At 64.9% G+C, this 16,665-nt stretch carries 15 protein-coding genes, 1 tRNA gene and 1 rRNA gene; 4 read left to right on the forward strand and 13 right to left on the reverse strand.

The window, feature by feature from the left end; all coding sequences use genetic code 11:
* Positions 1 to 36: 36 nt before the first annotated feature.
* Positions 37 to 522, forward strand: coding sequence for an SRPBCC family protein (locus tag C457_RS08650; protein ID WP_008093712.1), 486 nt, complete (start codon positions 37 to 39; stop codon positions 520 to 522).
* Positions 523 to 549: 27 nt separating this feature from the next.
* Here the strand turns inward: C457_RS08650 and C457_RS08655 are convergent, their stop codons facing one another.
* From C457_RS08655 to C457_RS08690, 8 genes are all read right to left on the reverse strand, one after another.
* Complete coding sequence (locus C457_RS08655; RefSeq protein ID WP_008093714.1) at positions 550 to 2,688, reverse strand: hybrid sensor histidine kinase/response regulator; 2,139 nt, start codon at positions 2,686 to 2,688, stop codon at positions 550 to 552.
* A gap of 139 nt (positions 2,689 to 2,827) precedes the next feature.
* Positions 2,828 to 3,709, reverse strand: a complete 882-nt coding sequence (locus C457_RS08660) for a DMT family transporter (protein ID WP_008093715.1) — start codon at positions 3,707 to 3,709, stop codon at positions 2,828 to 2,830.
* A 123-nt stretch (positions 3,710 to 3,832) separates the two neighbouring features.
* A complete protein-coding gene (locus C457_RS08665) occupies positions 3,833 to 4,585 on the reverse strand; it encodes a class I SAM-dependent methyltransferase (protein WP_008093717.1) in 753 nt (250 codons plus the stop codon).
* Between the two features lie 97 nt (positions 4,586 to 4,682).
* Complete coding sequence (gene queC / locus C457_RS08670; protein WP_008093718.1) at positions 4,683 to 5,417, reverse strand: 7-cyano-7-deazaguanine synthase QueC; 735 nt, start codon at positions 5,415 to 5,417, stop codon at positions 4,683 to 4,685.
* Positions 5,418 to 5,499: 82 nt separating this feature from the next.
* Positions 5,500 to 6,273, reverse strand: coding sequence for a 7-carboxy-7-deazaguanine synthase QueE (locus C457_RS08675; RefSeq protein ID WP_008093720.1), 774 nt, complete (start codon positions 6,271 to 6,273; stop codon positions 5,500 to 5,502).
* Positions 6,273 to 6,749 carry a 6-pyruvoyl trahydropterin synthase family protein gene (locus tag C457_RS08680; RefSeq protein ID WP_008093721.1) on the reverse strand — a complete coding sequence of 159 codons (477 nt, stop codon included), beginning with the start codon at positions 6,747 to 6,749 and terminating at the stop codon, positions 6,273 to 6,275. Before C457_RS08680 ends, C457_RS08675 begins: the two co-directional genes overlap by 1 nt.
* Before the next feature lie 236 nt (positions 6,750 to 6,985).
* Entirely contained in the window at positions 6,986 to 7,369 is a 384-nt protein-coding gene (locus C457_RS08685; protein WP_008093723.1) for an acyl-CoA thioesterase, read from the reverse strand.
* Positions 7,370 to 7,505: 136 nt separating this feature from the next.
* On the reverse strand, positions 7,506 to 7,784 hold the full coding sequence (locus C457_RS08690; RefSeq protein ID WP_008093725.1) for a hypothetical protein: 279 nt from the start codon (positions 7,782 to 7,784) through the stop codon (positions 7,506 to 7,508).
* A gap of 169 nt (positions 7,785 to 7,953) precedes the next feature.
* Here C457_RS08690 and C457_RS08695 point away from each other — a divergent pair, with 169 nt between their 5' ends.
* Positions 7,954 to 8,349, forward strand: a complete 396-nt coding sequence (locus C457_RS08695) for a 2Fe-2S iron-sulfur cluster-binding protein (RefSeq protein WP_008093727.1) — start codon at positions 7,954 to 7,956, stop codon at positions 8,347 to 8,349.
* 178 nt (positions 8,350 to 8,527) lie between these two features.
* Here C457_RS08695 and C457_RS08700 read toward each other — a convergent pair.
* The 3 genes from C457_RS08700 to C457_RS08710 form a co-directional block, all read right to left on the reverse strand.
* Positions 8,528 to 8,601: transfer RNA gene (locus C457_RS08700), tRNA-Tyr, on the reverse strand.
* Between the two features lie 74 nt (positions 8,602 to 8,675).
* Positions 8,676 to 10,718, reverse strand: a complete 2,043-nt coding sequence (locus C457_RS08705; protein WP_008093728.1) for a DEAD/DEAH box helicase — start codon at positions 10,716 to 10,718, stop codon at positions 8,676 to 8,678.
* A gap of 80 nt (positions 10,719 to 10,798) precedes the next feature.
* Positions 10,799 to 11,281 carry a hypothetical protein gene (locus tag C457_RS08710; RefSeq protein WP_008093730.1) on the reverse strand — a complete coding sequence of 161 codons (483 nt, stop codon included), beginning with the start codon at positions 11,279 to 11,281 and terminating at the stop codon, positions 10,799 to 10,801.
* A 1,400-nt stretch (positions 11,282 to 12,681) separates the two neighbouring features.
* Here C457_RS08710 and C457_RS08715 point away from each other — a divergent pair.
* Positions 12,682 to 13,887: a Cdc6/Cdc18 family protein gene (locus tag C457_RS08715; RefSeq protein WP_008093732.1), complete on the forward strand. Its 1,206-nt coding sequence runs from the start codon at positions 12,682 to 12,684 to the stop codon at positions 13,885 to 13,887.
* A gap of 175 nt (positions 13,888 to 14,062) precedes the next feature.
* Here the strand turns inward: C457_RS08715 and C457_RS08720 are convergent, their stop codons facing one another.
* A complete protein-coding gene (locus C457_RS08720; protein ID WP_449271574.1) occupies positions 14,063 to 14,845 on the reverse strand; it encodes a helix-turn-helix transcriptional regulator in 783 nt (260 codons plus the stop codon).
* Positions 14,846 to 14,929: 84 nt separating this feature from the next.
* Positions 14,930 to 15,490, reverse strand: coding sequence for a TATA-box-binding protein (locus C457_RS08725; protein ID WP_004041616.1), 561 nt, complete (start codon positions 15,488 to 15,490; stop codon positions 14,930 to 14,932).
* A 675-nt stretch (positions 15,491 to 16,165) separates the two neighbouring features.
* Between C457_RS08725 and C457_RS20750 the strand changes: the two genes are divergently transcribed.
* Positions 16,166 to 16,665 (forward strand): 16S ribosomal RNA (locus tag C457_RS20750); the annotation flags it as partial.

Raw genomic sequence — 16,665 nt, forward strand, 5'->3', positions numbered from 1 at the left:
AGCACCGCTTTTCCGTCTCCAGCCTAACGGTCGGGTATGCCGGTCTATCAGCGTCGAACCCGAATCGCCGCCCCGCTCGAACGCGTCTGGGAGTTCCACTCCGCGGTGTCCGGACTGGAGGCGCTCACCCCGGCGTGGATGAACCTCGAAATCGAGTCGGTCCGCGGCCCCGACGGCGAGGAGGACCCCGACGAACTCGTTTCCGGGACGGAAATCGAGATGTCGATGCGACCGTTCGGCGTCGGCCCGCGCCAGCGGTGGACCTCGCGCATCCTCGACCGCGAGTCGGGCGAGAGAACGGCGTGGTTCCGTGACGACATGGTTGGCGGCCCCTTCTCGCGGTGGGTCCACACCCACCGCTTCGTCGCCGACGGCGACGAGACGATTCTCGAAGACCGCGTGGAGTACGAGTTGCCGTTCGGCCCGCTCGGCGACCTCGCGGGCGTCTTCGGCGGCGTCGGCTTCGAGGGGATGTTCCGCGCGCGCCACGCCGAGACGAAGCGGCTGTTGGAAGAAGAATAGAGACGGGCAGTCGGACGCGCCGACGGTTCAGTCGTCGCTGAGCGAGAAGCGCGGTTCGACCTCGGAGCGGACGCCGCCGATGTCGAACTCGAATCGCGCGCCGCCGAGGTCGGGTTCGGGCGCGGTGGCCTCGATGTCCCAGCCGTGGGCCTCGACGATGCTCTCGACGATAGAGAGCCCGAAACCCGTCCCGGACTCGGAGGTCGTGTGGCCGTGTTCGAAGACGGTGTCGCGCTCGTCGGTCGGGATGCCGGGGCCGTCGTCGGCGACGTAGAAACCGGTCTCGGTGGGGCCGACGCGGACGGTCAGTTCGTCGGTCGCGTCCTTCGACGCCCCGTCTGCGGAGGCGTCGCCGGGAGAATCCCGACTGCCCGTCGAGCCGTGCTCGACAGCGTCACCGGACGCAGTCCGGGTGCCTGTGGAACCGTGTTCCACAGCGTCACCAGACGTAGTCTGGTTGCCCGTCGAGCCATGCTCGACGGCGTTCCGAAACAGGTTCTCGAACGCCTGTTGGAACCGGCCTTGGTCGGCCTGCGTGTTCCCGAGGCCGTCTTCGACGACGAGGACCGCGTCGTCGCCGGTGTCGACCGCCTTCCACGCCCGCTCGGCGACGTTCCCGATGGCGACCGAGCGCGTCTCCCCGACCTTTCGGCCCTGTCTGGCCAGTTTGAGCACGTCGTTGAGGAGCGTGTCCATCCGGGTGACGCCGTCGAGCGCGCGGTCGAGGTAGGTCACGTCGTCCTCCTCGCGGGCGAGTTCGACGAACCCCTTGGCGACGTTGAGAGGGTTTCGGAGGTCGTGAGAGACGACCGATGCGAACTCCTCGAGACGGTCGTTCTGCCGCTGGAGTTCGCGCTCGCGTCGCTGGCGGGCCAGCGTGTGCGTGACGTTGTTGGCGACCGAGCGCAGGAGGTCGACCTCGGTGTCGGTCCACGAGCGACTCGTCTCGACCACGTCGAAGACGACGAAGCCGACGAGCGCCCACTTCGAGACCATCGGGACGGCGACGAAGCCGCCGGTCTCGGCGTCGGTGAGCACGCGCTTCGTGTCCGACGCCTCGGGCGGGAGGTCAGAGACTCGGTGGAGCCGGACGTTTTCGAAGCGATAGAGCCGTTCGACCAGCCAGCGAGCGTCTTCGAGGGCGACGCGCGCGGGATGCTCGCGCGGGTCGCCGCCGCGCCAGTCGTGCATCAGCGCGGCGACGTTCGTCTCGTCGTCGTAGAGGTAGACCGAGCAGCGGTCGAGGTCGGCCACCTCGCCGACGGACTGGAGCGTCCACTCGATTTTCGTCCCGATTTCGTCGGTCTCGGCGCTCATCAGCGAGGTGGACGTGTCCAAGACGGCGTCTTTCAGGCGCGTCTCGTAGCGCAGGCGGTTCCGCCGGCGGCGGCGCTCGGTCACGTCCTGTAGCGTTCCGATGACCGCGGGCTCGTCGTCCTCGGTGGGACGGAGCGCGAGGTGTCCCTCGCACAGGAGGTCGTCGTCGTGCGGATACGCGGAACCGGGCGAGAGCACCGTCTCGAAGCGTTCCGTGTCGGGGGCGTCAGGGGCGACGACTCGCTCGAAGGCGGCGCGAATCTCGTCGTCGGACTCGGCGGCGAGGTCGGCGAACTCGCGGCCGATAATTGCTTCCCGGTCGTAGCCGGTGAGCTCGCAGAAGACGCCGTCGGCGGAGGTGAAGCGACCGGACGAATCGAGCGAGTAGACGCCGCTGTCGAGCACCTCGATGGCGGTGCCGTACCGCTCGGAGGCCGCCTTCGCGCGGTACTGCGAGACGGCGTTGACGACCCGGTTGGCGAGGACCGTGTACTGGTCCGTGCCGGTGTCTTTCTGCATGTAGTCGGTCGCGCCGACGCGGAAGGCGTCGCGGGCGACCTCCTCGGAGCCTTTGCCGGTAAAGAGAATGAAAGGGAGGTCGGGGTGTTCGGAACGGACCGCGCGGAGGAACTCCAGTCCGTCGATATCGGGCATGTCGTAGTCCGACACGACGCAATCGACCTGTTCCTGTCGGAGTCGTTCGAGGGCGTCCGCCCCCGAGTTCGACGTCGAGACCGACAGGTCGACGTCGCCGGCCTCGCGTTCGAGGTAAATCGACACGAGGTCCGTCAGACTGGGTTCGTCGTCGACGTGGAGGACACGTACGTCTGCCCCCGACCCGTCGTCCATACGGAGTAGCGACCGCTCACCGTAATGAGCGTTGTGACGCGGTTATCAGCGTCGATAACCAACACGGAGGCTGGAGGTGAACAGGCGCTTCGGCGGACTCCCATTCGGAGGCTGGACAGCCCTCTCGTGGCGGGACAGGTCAAGACGCGCTGACGTAGATACCGCCGAGGACGATCGCCCCGCCGAGGACGGTCGGGAGCGTGGGAATCTCACCGAGGAGAAAGAGCGCGAGAATCGTACTGCCGACGGGCTCGCCGAGCAGAGAGACGGAGACGACGCTCGATTCGAGATGGGCGAGCGCCCAGTTGATGACGGTGTGGCCGAAGATACCCGGGCCGACCGCCATCCCGAGAAACAGGAGCCACTCGCGGGCCGGATAGCCGGTAAGCGAGTCGCCGCGGCCGACCGCGACGACGAGGAGCGCGGCGGCACAGACCGTGTAGACGACGACCACGTAGGGGACGAGCGAGACCCTGCTTCGGACGCTCCGGCCCGTGAGGACGTAGGCGGCGGCCGTCACGGCACCCACGACCGCGAGCCCGTTTCCGAGAAGCGGGCGCGGCGCGCCGCTGGCGGTGAGGAAGTCGGAGACGGACATGAGCACCATGCCCGCGAGCGCGACGCCGATGCCGACGGCGGTGCGGCGGCTCACGCGCTCGTCGAGGACGGCCCACGCGCCGACAGCGACGAACAGCGGTTGGGACTGCACGAGCGTGACGCTCGCGGCGACCGTCGTGTGGTTGAGGCTCTCGAACCACGACGCGAAGTGGGCCGCGAGCGCGACGCCCGCGCCACCGGCCGCGAGGAGGTCGCGTCCCGAGATGGTCGCCAGCGCGTCACGGTGGCGGACGAGCGCGACCGGCGCGAGAAGAGCGACGGTGAACAGGACCCGATAAAAGGCCTTTATCAGGCTCGGTGCGGCGCTCCAGCGCACGAGGATGGCGCTCGTGCTGACCGCGAGGACGGCGATGCCGAGCCCCGCGAGCGGCGAGATGGGAGCGTCGAAGTCGGGCGTTGACACACACCCACGTCGCGGGGGGTCCGCTTACCGTTTGTGGGTCTCGGTGAGTCGCAGTCGGCCGGGGTGGAGCGGGGTCGGGGTCGGGGTCGGGGTCGGGTCGGGTCGGGGGTTTCCCCGACAGAGCTACTCCTTCCGTGCTCGAATCAGCGCCTTCGGGTTGGCGAACGAGACGACCTCGTCGCCGTCGAACACCACGTCGAACAGCGCTTTCGCCTCGTCGGGCGCCTCGCGGAAGCGCCGTTCGAGTTCGGCCCGGTCGTCGGGCGAGACGTTCGTCCGCTCGGTCCACGGGTCGAATTCGAGGCGTATCGCTGCGGTCTCGACCGCTTCGACCGACAGGCCCGCGGCCTCGAACCACTCGCGCCACCGCGAAACCGGGTGGAGTTCGACGTGGGTCGGGTCGCGGAGCACCTCGACGCCGTTGAGGAACTCGGCGAGAGTCGCGTCCTCGGGCGCGACGTTGTCCTCGAAGGCGAGGACACCGCCGGGTTCGAGGACGCGAGCGACTTCCGCGACGAACGACTCGGGGTCGGGGAAGTGGTGCGCGGCGATTCGGCAGGCGGCCGCGTCGAAAGAATCGTCCGCGAAGGGAAGGCGCTCCGCGTCGGCGACGACGCCCGTGACGGGGTATTCGCGGACCGCGGTGGCGACCATCTCCGGGGCGGCGTCGGCCGCGACGACCGAGGGAACGCCCGCCTCGGCTATCGCGCCCGCGGTGTGGCCGGCCCCGGTCGCCACGTCGAGCGCGCGGGTCGCGCCGCGGCACCACGACGCGAGCGTCTCCCGGTCCTCGCCGAGACGGTGGACCTCGCTGTCGAAGTACGACTCGGCGGCGCTCCCGAACTGGGCGGCGGTTCGGCGTTTCTCGTCGCTCATGACCCGAGATTCGCGCAGGTCGGTGAAAAAGGGGAGCGAGGAGACAGGTAGAACGGCGGGCGGAGTCTATCCCCGTCGTCGGCGCACGGGGGCGACGCTACGCCGCGTCCGCGTCCACGTACTCCGGGCGCTCGGCGTACGGAATCGGGTCGCGCTCGCCGAGGTTCTGGAACGCCTGCAGGCGGAACGCACAGGAGTCGCAGGTGCCGCAGGCCGGTTCCTCGGCGCGGTAGCAGGACCACGTGTGCTCGAAGGGGACGCCGAGTTCGAGGCCGCGGCGGGCGATGTCGGTCTTCGAGTCGTGGACGAACGGGACCTCCAGCGAGATAGTCGTGGCGGGCTTCGTGCCGACATCGACCATGGCCTCGAAGGCGTCGAAGAACTCGGGGCGGCAGTCGGGGTAGCCCGAGTAGTCCTCGGAGTGCGCGCCGACGAAGACGGCGTCGCAGTCGTTCGCCTCGGCGTACGAGACGGCCATCGACAGGAGGTTGGCGTTGCGGAAGGGGACGTACGAGGTTGGAATCTCGTCGGCGTCCATGTCGGCGTCGGCGACGGCCATCGAGTCGTCCGTGAGCGACGACGCGCCGATTTGCTTCAGGTGGCTCGTCTCGATGTGGAGGAAGTCGCGGGCGTCGAGTTCGTCGGCGAGCGCGCGGGCGCAGTCGAACTCCTTCGACTCGGTCTTCTGGCCGTAGGAGGTGTGGAGCGCGTAGAGTTCGTAGCCGCGTTCCTTGGCCTCGTAGGCGGTCGTCGCGCTGTCCATGCCGCCGGAGAGGAGGACGACGGCGCGCTTTTCGTCGGACGTGGTGCCGGTATCGGTCTCGGTAGTCATCGTTGTCGTGGAATGGTTCGGGGTGCGTTCGGAGTGTATTCGGGGTTCGTTCGGAGTGCGTTCAGAGTGTTTTCGGAGGTACTCAGGTCTCGGGCGCGTCGTTCCAGAGGTCGACGTGGAGTCTCGGCGTGTAGCGGTAGCCGAACGCCGCGGCGAGGTCGGCGACCTCGGTCCGGGTTCGGGCGAGTTGCTCGCGGGTCTGTCCCTCGGGCATGAGCAACACGTCGCTGTCGCGGATTTCGCGGGCCGCGACGCCGCGCACGTCGGCGACGAGCGACTCGATTTCGTCGATGTCGTCGCGGCCGGTGACGACGAACTTCAGTTGGAAGTCCGCAGCGTGTTCGACCAGCGAGGCGAGCGCGTCGAGGTCGACGCGGGCGTTCTCGTGTCGCTCGGTCCAGACGCCGGGGTCTACGTCGGCCGGGGCATTGTCGGGCGTCGGCGTCGACGACGCGAGTTTCGGGCTGATGCTCGCGAGGTCAACCGGCGCGTCGGTTTCGAGCGTCCCGTTCGTCTCGACGGTCAGGTGGTAGTCGTCGGCGAGCGCCGACAGGAGCACGTCGGTCTCGGCGTGGACGAGCGGTTCGCCGCCGGTGACGACCACGTGATCGGGAGAGCGCGACTCGACCTCGGCGACGATTTCGTCGAGGGTCATCCACGCGTGAGTCGGCTCCCACGAGGTGTGAAACGAGTCGCAGAACCAACAGCGAAGGTTACAGCCGCTGGTGCGGACGAACGTGCTCGGAACGCCGGCGAGTTTGCCTTCGCCCTGAAGCGACGCGAACAGCTCGTTTATCGGGAGGCGGTCGCCCTCGGCGTCGGTGTCGTCGCGGGCGACGGTATCGGAGACGGGCATCAGAAGCCGGCGCAGAGTTCCGAGGTTTCGCTGACCGAGACCGAAACCTCGGAGACGGTGTCGGGAAGCGCCGACAGGAGCTTCTCTTCGAGCACGACGGCCATCACCTCGGCCGTCGGCGGCGCGTCGAGGACGACCGTCCCGTCGGCGTCGCCGGAGCGCTCGAACGCCTCGACCAGCGGGTCGCCCGACTCGACGAGGAAGCGGTGGTCCCACTCGTCGATGACGTCGGTCACGACGCCCTTGTCGACGACCCAGCCCTCGTCCGTGAGGTCGCCGACGACGCGAACCGAAATCTCGTAGTTGTGCCCGTGCGGGCGGCTACACTTGCCGTCGTGGTGGAGGAGGCGGTGGCCGGCGCTGATGCGGATGGGCCGGTCGCGACCGATGTGGAGGACGCGCTCGCCTGCTCGGGACAGCGGGGTCTCGTCGTCGGCTTCCGCCGACCGTGCGTGCTCTAGTGTTCCCCGAGGCATACTCGGGGATTATCACGAGAGTATTTAATTCTCCTGTCTCGGTACTGTGGGTCGAATTCAGCGACTCACGAGCCGCGGACCGCCCGGAAAAAGGAACCATCCCGGCGGTAGATGNATTTAATTCTCCTGTCTCGGTACTGTGGGTCGAATTCAGCGACTCACGAGCCGCGGACCGCCCGGAAAAAGGAACCATCCCGGCGGTAGATGACCGCCGACGACGAGACGAGTGGACCGAGCTACGGTTGGTTCGCGATTGCCTCGCGCCACTGGTCGGGGACGCGGGTCGGGCGGCCCTCACCGTCCATGGCGACCTGGACCGTCTCCCCGGTGGCGACGACCTCGCCCTCGTAGGAGAGCGTGTAGTAGATGGGGAAGCTCTTGCCGCCGGGCTCGCCGGCTTCAACCTCCACCTCGACGGTACCGACGCCCTCGATGGGGGCGCGATAGTCGAGTTCGAGGTGTGCGACGACGATGTGTGGGTCGGAAAGCGGCGTGTCCATCACTTCCTCGAAGAAGCGGACCCGGGCCTGCTCGCAGTAGGTCGCGTAGACGGCGTTGTTCACGTGTCCGAACGAGTCGTGGTCGCGGAACCGGACTTCCACCTCGGCGACGAAGCTCATTGCGGTGCGCGACACAGGCGAGAAGTATAGCACCGACGGTTTGTCTCCGGTGGACCCGGTGAACGAGAGGCGGACGAGAAGACGAGTGAGAAGACAGCGGGGCGAGTGAGGGGAAGGAGACGGGACCGCAGACGCCTCAGTTCGCCGTCCGAGCCGACTGGTCCGCCGGAGCGGACTGCCGACCGTGGAGTGCGACGGCCTTCCAGACGTTCGAGCGCGAGCCGGCGCGGACCATCTCGACCGGAACGCGAGCGCCTGCGGAGAGGGACGCCAGGGTGTCGCGGATGCGCTCTGACTCGTAGGCCACGAGGTGGCGCGTTTCGTTCGTCTCGTGCAGTTCGACCGTCATCGTCTCGTGGTCGTTCATCTCGACGCGGACGTTCACCAACACCGGCGCGGACGCGAGGGTCACCATCACGCTCACCTACGAATCCGCCCGGCATAAGCCGTTATAATACTGATATCTTCGGATATGGACTCTACATAGACGGCTGGAACCCACCGGAGAGGCGTCAGTGAGTCCACTGGGCGAGGAGCCAACCAGAGGAGTACACCCATGTCGAGTCGGGCCTAACGACCGACAGATGAGCGACCGTGAGTCTCACCCCGAACGCGACCCGGCTGACTCGACCGTCACGGTCCGCGTCCGCGGTGGCGACCCCGACGACGAACGGGACAGCGACACCGACGGCGGCCGTGTCACCGAGGTCAGCGTCGAACGCGGGACCGTCCTCCGCGATGCGCTTCTCGACGCCGGTCTCTCGCCGTACACACGGCTCACGAAGCGGGCGAACTGCGGCGGGCGCGGCCTCTGTGCCACGTGCGGCGTCCGGATTCGTTCGAGCGAACCGACGGCCGACCACTGGCACGACGACCTCGCGGCGCGGTTTGGCTACCCGCGGCTCTCCTGTCAGATTCGCGTCGACGAGCCGATGACCGTCGAGCTGGTCGAGAAGACGGTGTGGGGTGGGCGGGAATAGGTGGCTGGTGTCGGGTGGGCGAGAGTGAGGAGGTGAACCGACCAGTACGAGAGAAGACGGTCCGCCCTCCCCGATTTGAACTCACTCGCAACGCTCCGCGTTGCTCGCTGCTCAAATCGGGCCGAGGAGTCCCTCACATGCAACACGGCTCGCTGCGCTCGCGGGTGTTGAAGTTCAGTCCGCTCTCCCCGATTTGAACGGGGGACAAGCCGATCTACAGTCGGCTGCTCTGCCAGGCTGAGCTAAGAGCGGTCAAGAGAATCTCAATCTACGGTTAGACTTAAGAATTCTCATTCCGGGCGGCCAAGCGCCCGACGACGGCGCGGTTACTCGTCGGACATCGCCGACTCCGAACCGTCCGCAGACGCTGACTGCTCGCCATCTGAGTCGGGGTCACCGTCACTCGCCTCGGTGTCGAGGTCGTCAGAACTCGTCTCGCGGACGCGAATCCCCTTTCCGGCGAGGTGTTGCATCTGTCGCTGGGCGAAGTCCTCCTCGCTGGTCCCGCGGGTGGCGAGCACGTAGACGAGTGCGCTCCCCGTCGGACGCATGGTTCGACCGGCGCGCTGGGAGCCTTGCCGACGAGAGCCTCCGAGGCCGGAGGCGACGATTGCGAGCCCGGCGTTCGGGAGGTCGATACCCTCGTCGCCGATGCGGGAGATGACGAGCGTGTCGAGGTCACCGTCGCGGAACGCCTCGAAGTACGCCTCGCGGCGGTGGTGACGGGTCTCACCGCTGACGAAGGGTACGTCGAGCGCCTCGGAAATCGCCTCGCCCTGGTCGAGATAGTCGACGAAGACGAGCGTCTTCGAGTCGGCGTGGCGGGCGCGGAGCCGACGAATCTCGAATATCTTTCCGGGGTTCATCGCGGCGAGCATGTGCCGCTCGCGGCCGTCGCTGGAGGCCCACTCGTTTCTGGCCATATCGTCGCCCCAGCCCACGTAGCGAATCTCGACTTCCGGCTCCTGAACGTAGCCGGCGTCGAAGAGCTTCCCCCAGTCGGTCCCGATAGGCGGACCGATGAGCGTGAAAATCTCGGCCTCCTTGTCGTCCTCGCGAATGGGCGTCGCCGACAGCCCGAGGCGGTGTTTAGACTGGAGGTCGGCGCTCCGCTGGAAGACGCGACTCGGGATGTGGTGGGCCTCGTCGTAGATGATGAGCCCCCAGCGACGCGAGTCGAAAAGCGACCGGTGGCGGTCCATCCCGGCGGTCTGGTAGGTCGCGATGGTGACGGGTCGAATCTCCTTCGCGCCGCCGTGGTACTCGCCGATTTGGTCGGCGTCGAGGTCGGTCGTCGAGAGGAGTTCCTCGCGCCACTGGCGGGCGAGTTCGCGGCTCGGGACGAGAACGAGCGTCTCGCCGCCGACCGCGGCGAGCGCGCCGATACCGGCGATGGTCTTCCCCGCACCGGGCGGGCCGACGAGGACGCCCGCGCGCTGGTCGACGAAGCGGTCGACCCAGTCTCGCTGGTAGTCGCGGAGGTCGACGTGAAGCGAGACGTCGAGTTCCTCGCCCTCTTCGAGGTCGCGGTCGTCCTCGACGGGGTACCCCGCGTCGTAGAGGATGCGCTTTATCGCCGCGATTTCCTCGTCTCTGACCCACGCCTCCGTGTCCGAGATGGGCGCGTAGACGTGGTCGTCGTCGAGTTTCTGGAGCGCGACGTTTCCCATGAGGCTCTCCGTGGCCGCTTCGAGGACGGTGTACCCCTCCTCGTGGGAGTAGAGGCGGAACTGGTGGGCGCGCTTCCACTGGTCTTCGACCCACGCTTCGAGGTGCGGCGACCGCTCGGGGAGGACCGACCGGAGCATCGAGAGGAGCGAGTCGACATCGTCGAAGGGCGCTTGCCACACGTCTTCCTGCCGGATTCGATAGAGGTAGCCTCGGCCTCTTCCCTCGCGGTCGCCGGTGGTATCGACGAGGTGCGCGAACTGGGAGAGTCGCGCCCGCGTGTACTGGGTCGGGTTGTCGACGACGATTTCGCGGCGCTTCGGGAAGAGGACGACCCGCTCCCGCGAGGCGAGTTCGCCCCACTCGGTCGGATACCAGACGGTCGGGTCGGTCTCGACGTTCACCCGCTGGACCCGACCGGCATCCGCGAGAGCGTCGAGTCCGTCCATCGCGTCCGCCTGCGAGACGCCGAGACGCCGCGCGACCTGCTGGGCGGTCACGACGGGTCGGCCCTCTGATTCGAGCGCCTCGTAGAACGACGCGAGCGAGACGCCGTCGTCGCCCTCGCTCGTCACCTCGGCGGCGGTTGGCGACGCGTCGGTCGCGTCTGCCAGTCGGTCGAGCACGTCTGCGGAGGCGTCGGCCTCGTCGGCCTCGGCGTCTCCGTCGGGAGGACTCGGGTCCTCGTCCTCGGCAGTCATCGAAGGCGGGTACGGCCGCGACGGGGAAACGGCTTGCGACACCGAGAGCGACTCGCACTATCGAGAACGAGGCGGTTCGCCTATCGGGACGTACTCGACTGCGCCGGAGCCATCCGGTCGAACACGGACCTGAAGTCGTCGCTGACGGTCAGGAACTCCGGGAACTCCTCGAGCGTCCGGACGCCGTCGAGGTAGACGTATTCGACCGGTTCGGGCGGAATTTCCTCGAACACCTGAACCGGACCGCGTTCGGTGAGGCCGACGAACGGCCGTCCCTCGGGGTCGGTCTGCGGAGTCAGTTCGTGTTCGAGGTACAGTTTCGCCATCGCGAGCGCGCTCGCGAGCGGGACCTGTCCGGGGGTCAACTGCCACGTGACCCCGCGGTCTTCGTAGTGGACGGTGGTCACGTAACCGTCGTCGAACCGGAAGCAGTCGACTCGTTCTCCCGAACGAGACCACCGCGTCTCCGTCGAACGGGATCGCTCGAGGGACCACTCTCGGTCGTCCCTTCGGCCCGACACGGCTTCGCTGAGGCGCACCCACACGCGACTGAGCGCACGCATACGGTATCGGTTCGTTCCCCTGGGTAATTGCATTGACGCCACGCTATCGACACAGTCCGTCGCGGGAGAACGTTCCGAGCGTGGGCGAACCGGGGTGCGCGTGAGTCGCATGCACACCTCGTTTCCGGTGAACGGGAGGACGAGACTCGAGTTGCAGACCTCGACAAAAGTCGGCGACGGCAGTCGGTCGGCACCGGTCAGTCACCGACCCGTTCCCGCGGGAAGTACCACACCTCGCTTCCGGTGAATCGCAACTCCGCGTGAGACGGTCAGAGACACCACGTTTCCGGTGAATTGGTCGAAATATACGAGGCCGAAATCCGACCCCGACGGCGAGGATATCTCGAACTGCGAGTGTTGGGGCCGCCGGTCGAGACCGACGGCTGAACGTCGCGTCGACTGAACGGGGTATCGGCAGCCGTTGCAGCGGTGGTCCCGCTTCGGAGTCAGCCGATTCCCGAGTCAGCCGCTGCCAACCGACCGAGCGGAGAACGTAGCAGCGCTGACAGACACCACGTTTCCGGTGAAATACGACACGGTGGGGGGAGGCAGTAATCACGTCGGAATCGGTGTCGCTCGCCGGCGAGCTACGAGAACGGAGTCACGCGCACACCACGTTTCCGATGAACTGGCCCGAGCGTCTCTCGGTGGGGAACGCGCCGAACAGCGGCCGTTGACGCCCGTGCCTTCTCCGTAGTTTTCGGCCTGAACTGAATCGGTCCACTTATTACCAACACACCACGTTTCCGGTGAAATACGACGTGAGAGGCGCGCTACTATCTATATCAACTCGAACCCCCGGAACGGTGTGAGACACCACATTTCCGGTGAGCGAGTGGGCTGTGTCAACTACCGACGGTCAACTGACCACTTTCTCTGGGTCGGTGGCACTGGAGCCCACGTATAACAACAATTAAATAGTTTATTTGTGTTACCGACCATTGATACACTCGCAAACAAGAATATACTCGATCCTCGAGTATTGGTCGACCCGAACGATACGTCTCGAGGCACGTGTTCTCGGTGTTCTAACCGCTCCTAACGGTGCTCGCGGGTCTCTGAGATCCTGTGCTACTGGTCGTATCGACGGTTACCGCGGGCGACGTTCATTGAGTTCTGTTACGACGACAACGAGCACGTTCAGCGTGGCTACCACCGGTATTGTCGGACTCTCGGACCTCGTCTTCGTTTTCGTCCTCGTTTCTTGACGAGAGACGAGCCGAGATTCCTCAACCCTCGCTGGGTCAGGTAGACTCCCTCACACCGTGTTTCCGGTGAATCAATACCTCCGTTTCGTGTGGACGGGAAACCGGGGTTCGTGGTCGTTCACCGGAAACGTGGTGTGTGTGTGCTGCGTCGAATGGTAAGTCCTTTCATCGGAAACGTGGTGTGTTGCGAACATGCCTAACGCCAGCGACGACCTCTTCACCCGGGAGGACCCCATCTTCGCCAACAAGGAGTTGTTGGAGATAAACCACCTCCCGGGGGAGGGTCGCATCGTCGGTCGCGACGACGAGATCTCGGATCTCGCGACCGCGGTGAACCCCGCCATCTTCGGACAGAGCCCGAGTAACGTCCTTATCTACGGGAAGACGGGGACGGGGAAATCGCTCTGTGCGAAGTACGTCTCCCAGCGACTCGTCGAGACGGCTGAAGAAGAGGGAGTGAAAGCGACGTTCGCCTATGTTGATTGCGCGCAGGACACGACCGAGACGCAGGCCGTCCAGACTATCGCCGATAGCGTCAACGACACCGCGATTACCGGAATCAAAGTCCCCGACAAGGGACTCTCGACGTCGACGTACTACAAACGACTGTGGCGTATCCTCGATTCGCTGTACGACGTCGTCCTCATCATCCTCGACGAAATCGACAAACTGAGCGACGACGACATCCTCATGCAGCTCTCGCGAGCGGGAGAGGCCGGCAAAATCGCCGGCTGTAAGCTCGGCGTCATCGGAATCAGCAACAAGATTCAGTACAAAGACCGGATGGACGAGCGGGTGAAATCCAGCCTCTGCGAGCGCGAATTCGTCTTCCCGCCGTACGATGCGAACCAACTTCGCGACATCATGGACGCGCGGAGCGACGCGTTCCGTGACGGTGTGTTGGACCCGTCGACGATTCCACGGGCCGCGGCGCTCGCCGCCCGCGAGCACGGGGACGCGCGGAAGGCTATCGACATCCTGCGATACGCGGGTGAGATTGCCCAATCTATGGGGGCGAGCACGGTCAGAGAGAACTTCGTCACGCAGGCGCGACAGCGCGCGGAGACCGACCGCTTCCGCGAGTTGATTCGCGGGTCGACGCCGCACTCTCGCTACGTGTTACAAGCGCTGGCGATCCTCTCGCTTTCGAACCAACAGCAGGACGGCTTCCGGACGAGTCGCGTCTACGAGGTTTACGAGAACATCTGTCGGCAGCAGGGTTCTGATAGCCTGTCGCTTCGGCGGGTCCGCGACCTGCTGAAAGAACACGCCTTTCTCGATATCATCGAACAGTCGAAACACAGCGGCGGAAGTGCGGAAGGGAGCTACACTAAACACCAACTGCTCGAAGATCCGGACGTAGTCAAAGACGTTCTCATCGAGAACACGGACACCTGACGGGGAATCAGGGGACCGACCGAAAGCACGTAAGGGCCGAATCGCCTAGTGGGGGACGCTGCACCGCTGCAAGTACACCTCTGTCGAGCGACCTCTTATATTTTATTGCAGTGGCATGTGATTGGAATTATCACGTGTGACCGGATCGGTCACACCATCGGTTGTCGAGGGCGAGTCACGATTCGAGTTGTTCGAGCGGGACTGATGTCGAACAGACGGATTCGTACAGGCTCTCGACCCACGAGACGACCTCCGGGGCGTCACCGTCGACGAGGGCCGTCAGGTTACCGTGTTTGTCGTAGGCGGAGACGGCCCCGTGGCCGTCGACCAGTAGGAGGCCGAAGTCGAGGTCCTCGTCGGTGACCCGGAGTTCGAACTGGTCGAGGTCCTGTGCGCGCTCGAATGACTCGGGGTAGGCGTCCATCGACCGTTCGAGGACGTCGCGGTCGACGACGAGCTCCATCCGCGTGTCCGGGCCCAATACGTCTTTGGCCGACTCGTTGAACACCCGACTCACGATGGGCGTGACACCGCGGAAGCGGTCGACCGGCTCGTTTCCGACGATGGTCAGGTATCTGTTGAGCGGTGCGTGAGGGTCGTTGTCGGCAGCGGTGGTGATGTTCATCTGGCTGAGGACGCCGGACGGTGCGCCCTCACATATTTCCGCGGCGTTCGCCAGGAACTCGCTCATCCGATCGGCGCACTCGACCGTACCGATGAACTCCGCGTACTGGTCGTGGACCATTACGCCACCCGCGGTGAGATGATAGAACCCATCGGTCTTTTTGACCCACCCGCGGTCACAAAACCCTGCGAGTGTCCGCTGTGCCGTCTCCCTCGCACAGTCACAGCTGTCTGCGAGGTCAGTTGGTCGACGCGGCTCGACTGCCAGCGCTTGGAGAATAGCCTCCCTGCTTTGCGACCCGACGAGGAACGCAACGTCCTCCCGCGCACTCATGTGCCATCCGTTGGACTGTTCTGTATTTTACACTTGCGGGTGTTCAGGTCCGTACGCGGCGAAAAATCGATAGTTCGGGAGCGTCTATCCGAGCAGTCCGAGTGCGTCGATGCGCTCGACGATCTCTTCGACCGCGGTCTCCGCGTCGTCGGTCCGCTTTCCGCCGGTAATGACGATTTTCCCGGAACCGAAAAGCAGGATGACGACCTTCGGCTCGTCCATCCGATAGACGAGGCCGGGGAACTGCTCGGGCTCGTACTCGACGTCTTCGAGGCCGAGACCGATAGCCAGCGCGTTCAGGTTCAGGTTGTGTCCGAGGTCCGCGCTGGAGACGATGTTCTGGACGGTTATCTCTGGCTCGTCATCGACGGGAATCTTCAGCTCGCGGAGCTTGTCGAAGATGATTCCGAGTGCGTCGTGCACGTCGTCGATACTCTTTGCGCCCGTGCACACGATCTTCCCCGAGCGGAAGATGAGCGCAGCGGCTTTCGGGTCCTGGGTGCGATAGACGAGGCCCGGGAAGTTGTCCGGGTTGAAATCTGCACCGGGGAGGTCGTCGGCGAGGGCTTCGAGGTCGAGCTCCTGACCGATCCCGGTCGATGCGACTACGTTCTGAATCTCGATGGAGTCTGCCGGCCCACTCATTGCTCGCACGTGAATCGTACCTCCGGCCTTATAAAGCGACCCGTTATAAACCGACTTCAACGGGTCGATTCTATCGACACCTCGCACGCACGCGAAACTAATACATTGATTTCTCGCTCAGTCTAATTGATGTCACAATTGACCGCGCGTGAAGTTATGGCACGCCTCGTGTCTATTTTTCTCACAGAGCCACTAAATCAACGGGGTTAAATGTATCCCCGGCATTCGGATTAATGCGAAGAAGCGCACGGGGGCACTCCCCCCGAAAGCTTCCACCGAACGCCCCGACCCCAAGGTCGTCAGGCGCTCACCGGGATGACACACCTTCCCGGGGGTCGCCACGATACGACGGCCTTAAGTGGTCCAAGGCATTTCGGATGAATGCGAACGACACACCGCGATTGCAGGGCGATTCAACGCGTCCTGCCTCACCGGACCAGAACCCACGGAGGTTCGAAGGGTTTATACCCACGAATCGCCTCGGTTCAGGTCCGAAGGAAATGAGGATTCCGCCCCTGCGGTACGCCGCAAGACGGTATCTGATGTTAGCCCTAGTAGTTCGGTGACATCCGAACGGATGTCATACGAACTCGGACCTTTGAACGGTGATTTGACAGCATATCGCTGCCATTCCCCCGCCAAAACCCCGCGACCAGGTTTAAATGGTCGCGACCCATTCCGGTTGATCCTGCCGGAGGTCATTGCTATTGGGGTCCGATTTAGCCATGCTAGTTGCACGAGTTCATACTCGTGGCGAAAAGCTCAGTAACACGTGGCCAAACTACCCTACAGAGAACGATAACCTCGGGAAACTGAGGCTAATAGTTCATACGGGAGTCATGCTGGAATGCCGACTCCCCGAAACGCTCAGGCGCTGTAGGATGTGGCTGCGGCCGATTAGGTAGACGGTGGGGNTTCATACGGGAGTCATGCTGGAATGCCGACTCCCCGAAACGCTCAGGCGCTGTAGGATGTGGCTGCGGCCGATTAGGTAGACGGTGGGGTAACGGCCCACCGTGCCGATAATCGGTACGGGTTGTGAGAGCAAGAGCCCGGAGACGGAATCTGAGACAAGATTCCGGGCCCTACGGGGCGCAGCAGGCGCGAAACCTTTACACTGCACGCAAGTGCGATAAGGGGACCCCAAGTGCGAGGGCATATAGTCCTCGCTTTTC

Origin of the sequence: Haloferax prahovense DSM 18310 (genome assembly GCF_000336815.1) — an archaeon.
GTDB classification, from domain to species: domain Archaea; phylum Halobacteriota; class Halobacteria; order Halobacteriales; family Haloferacaceae; genus Haloferax; species Haloferax prahovense.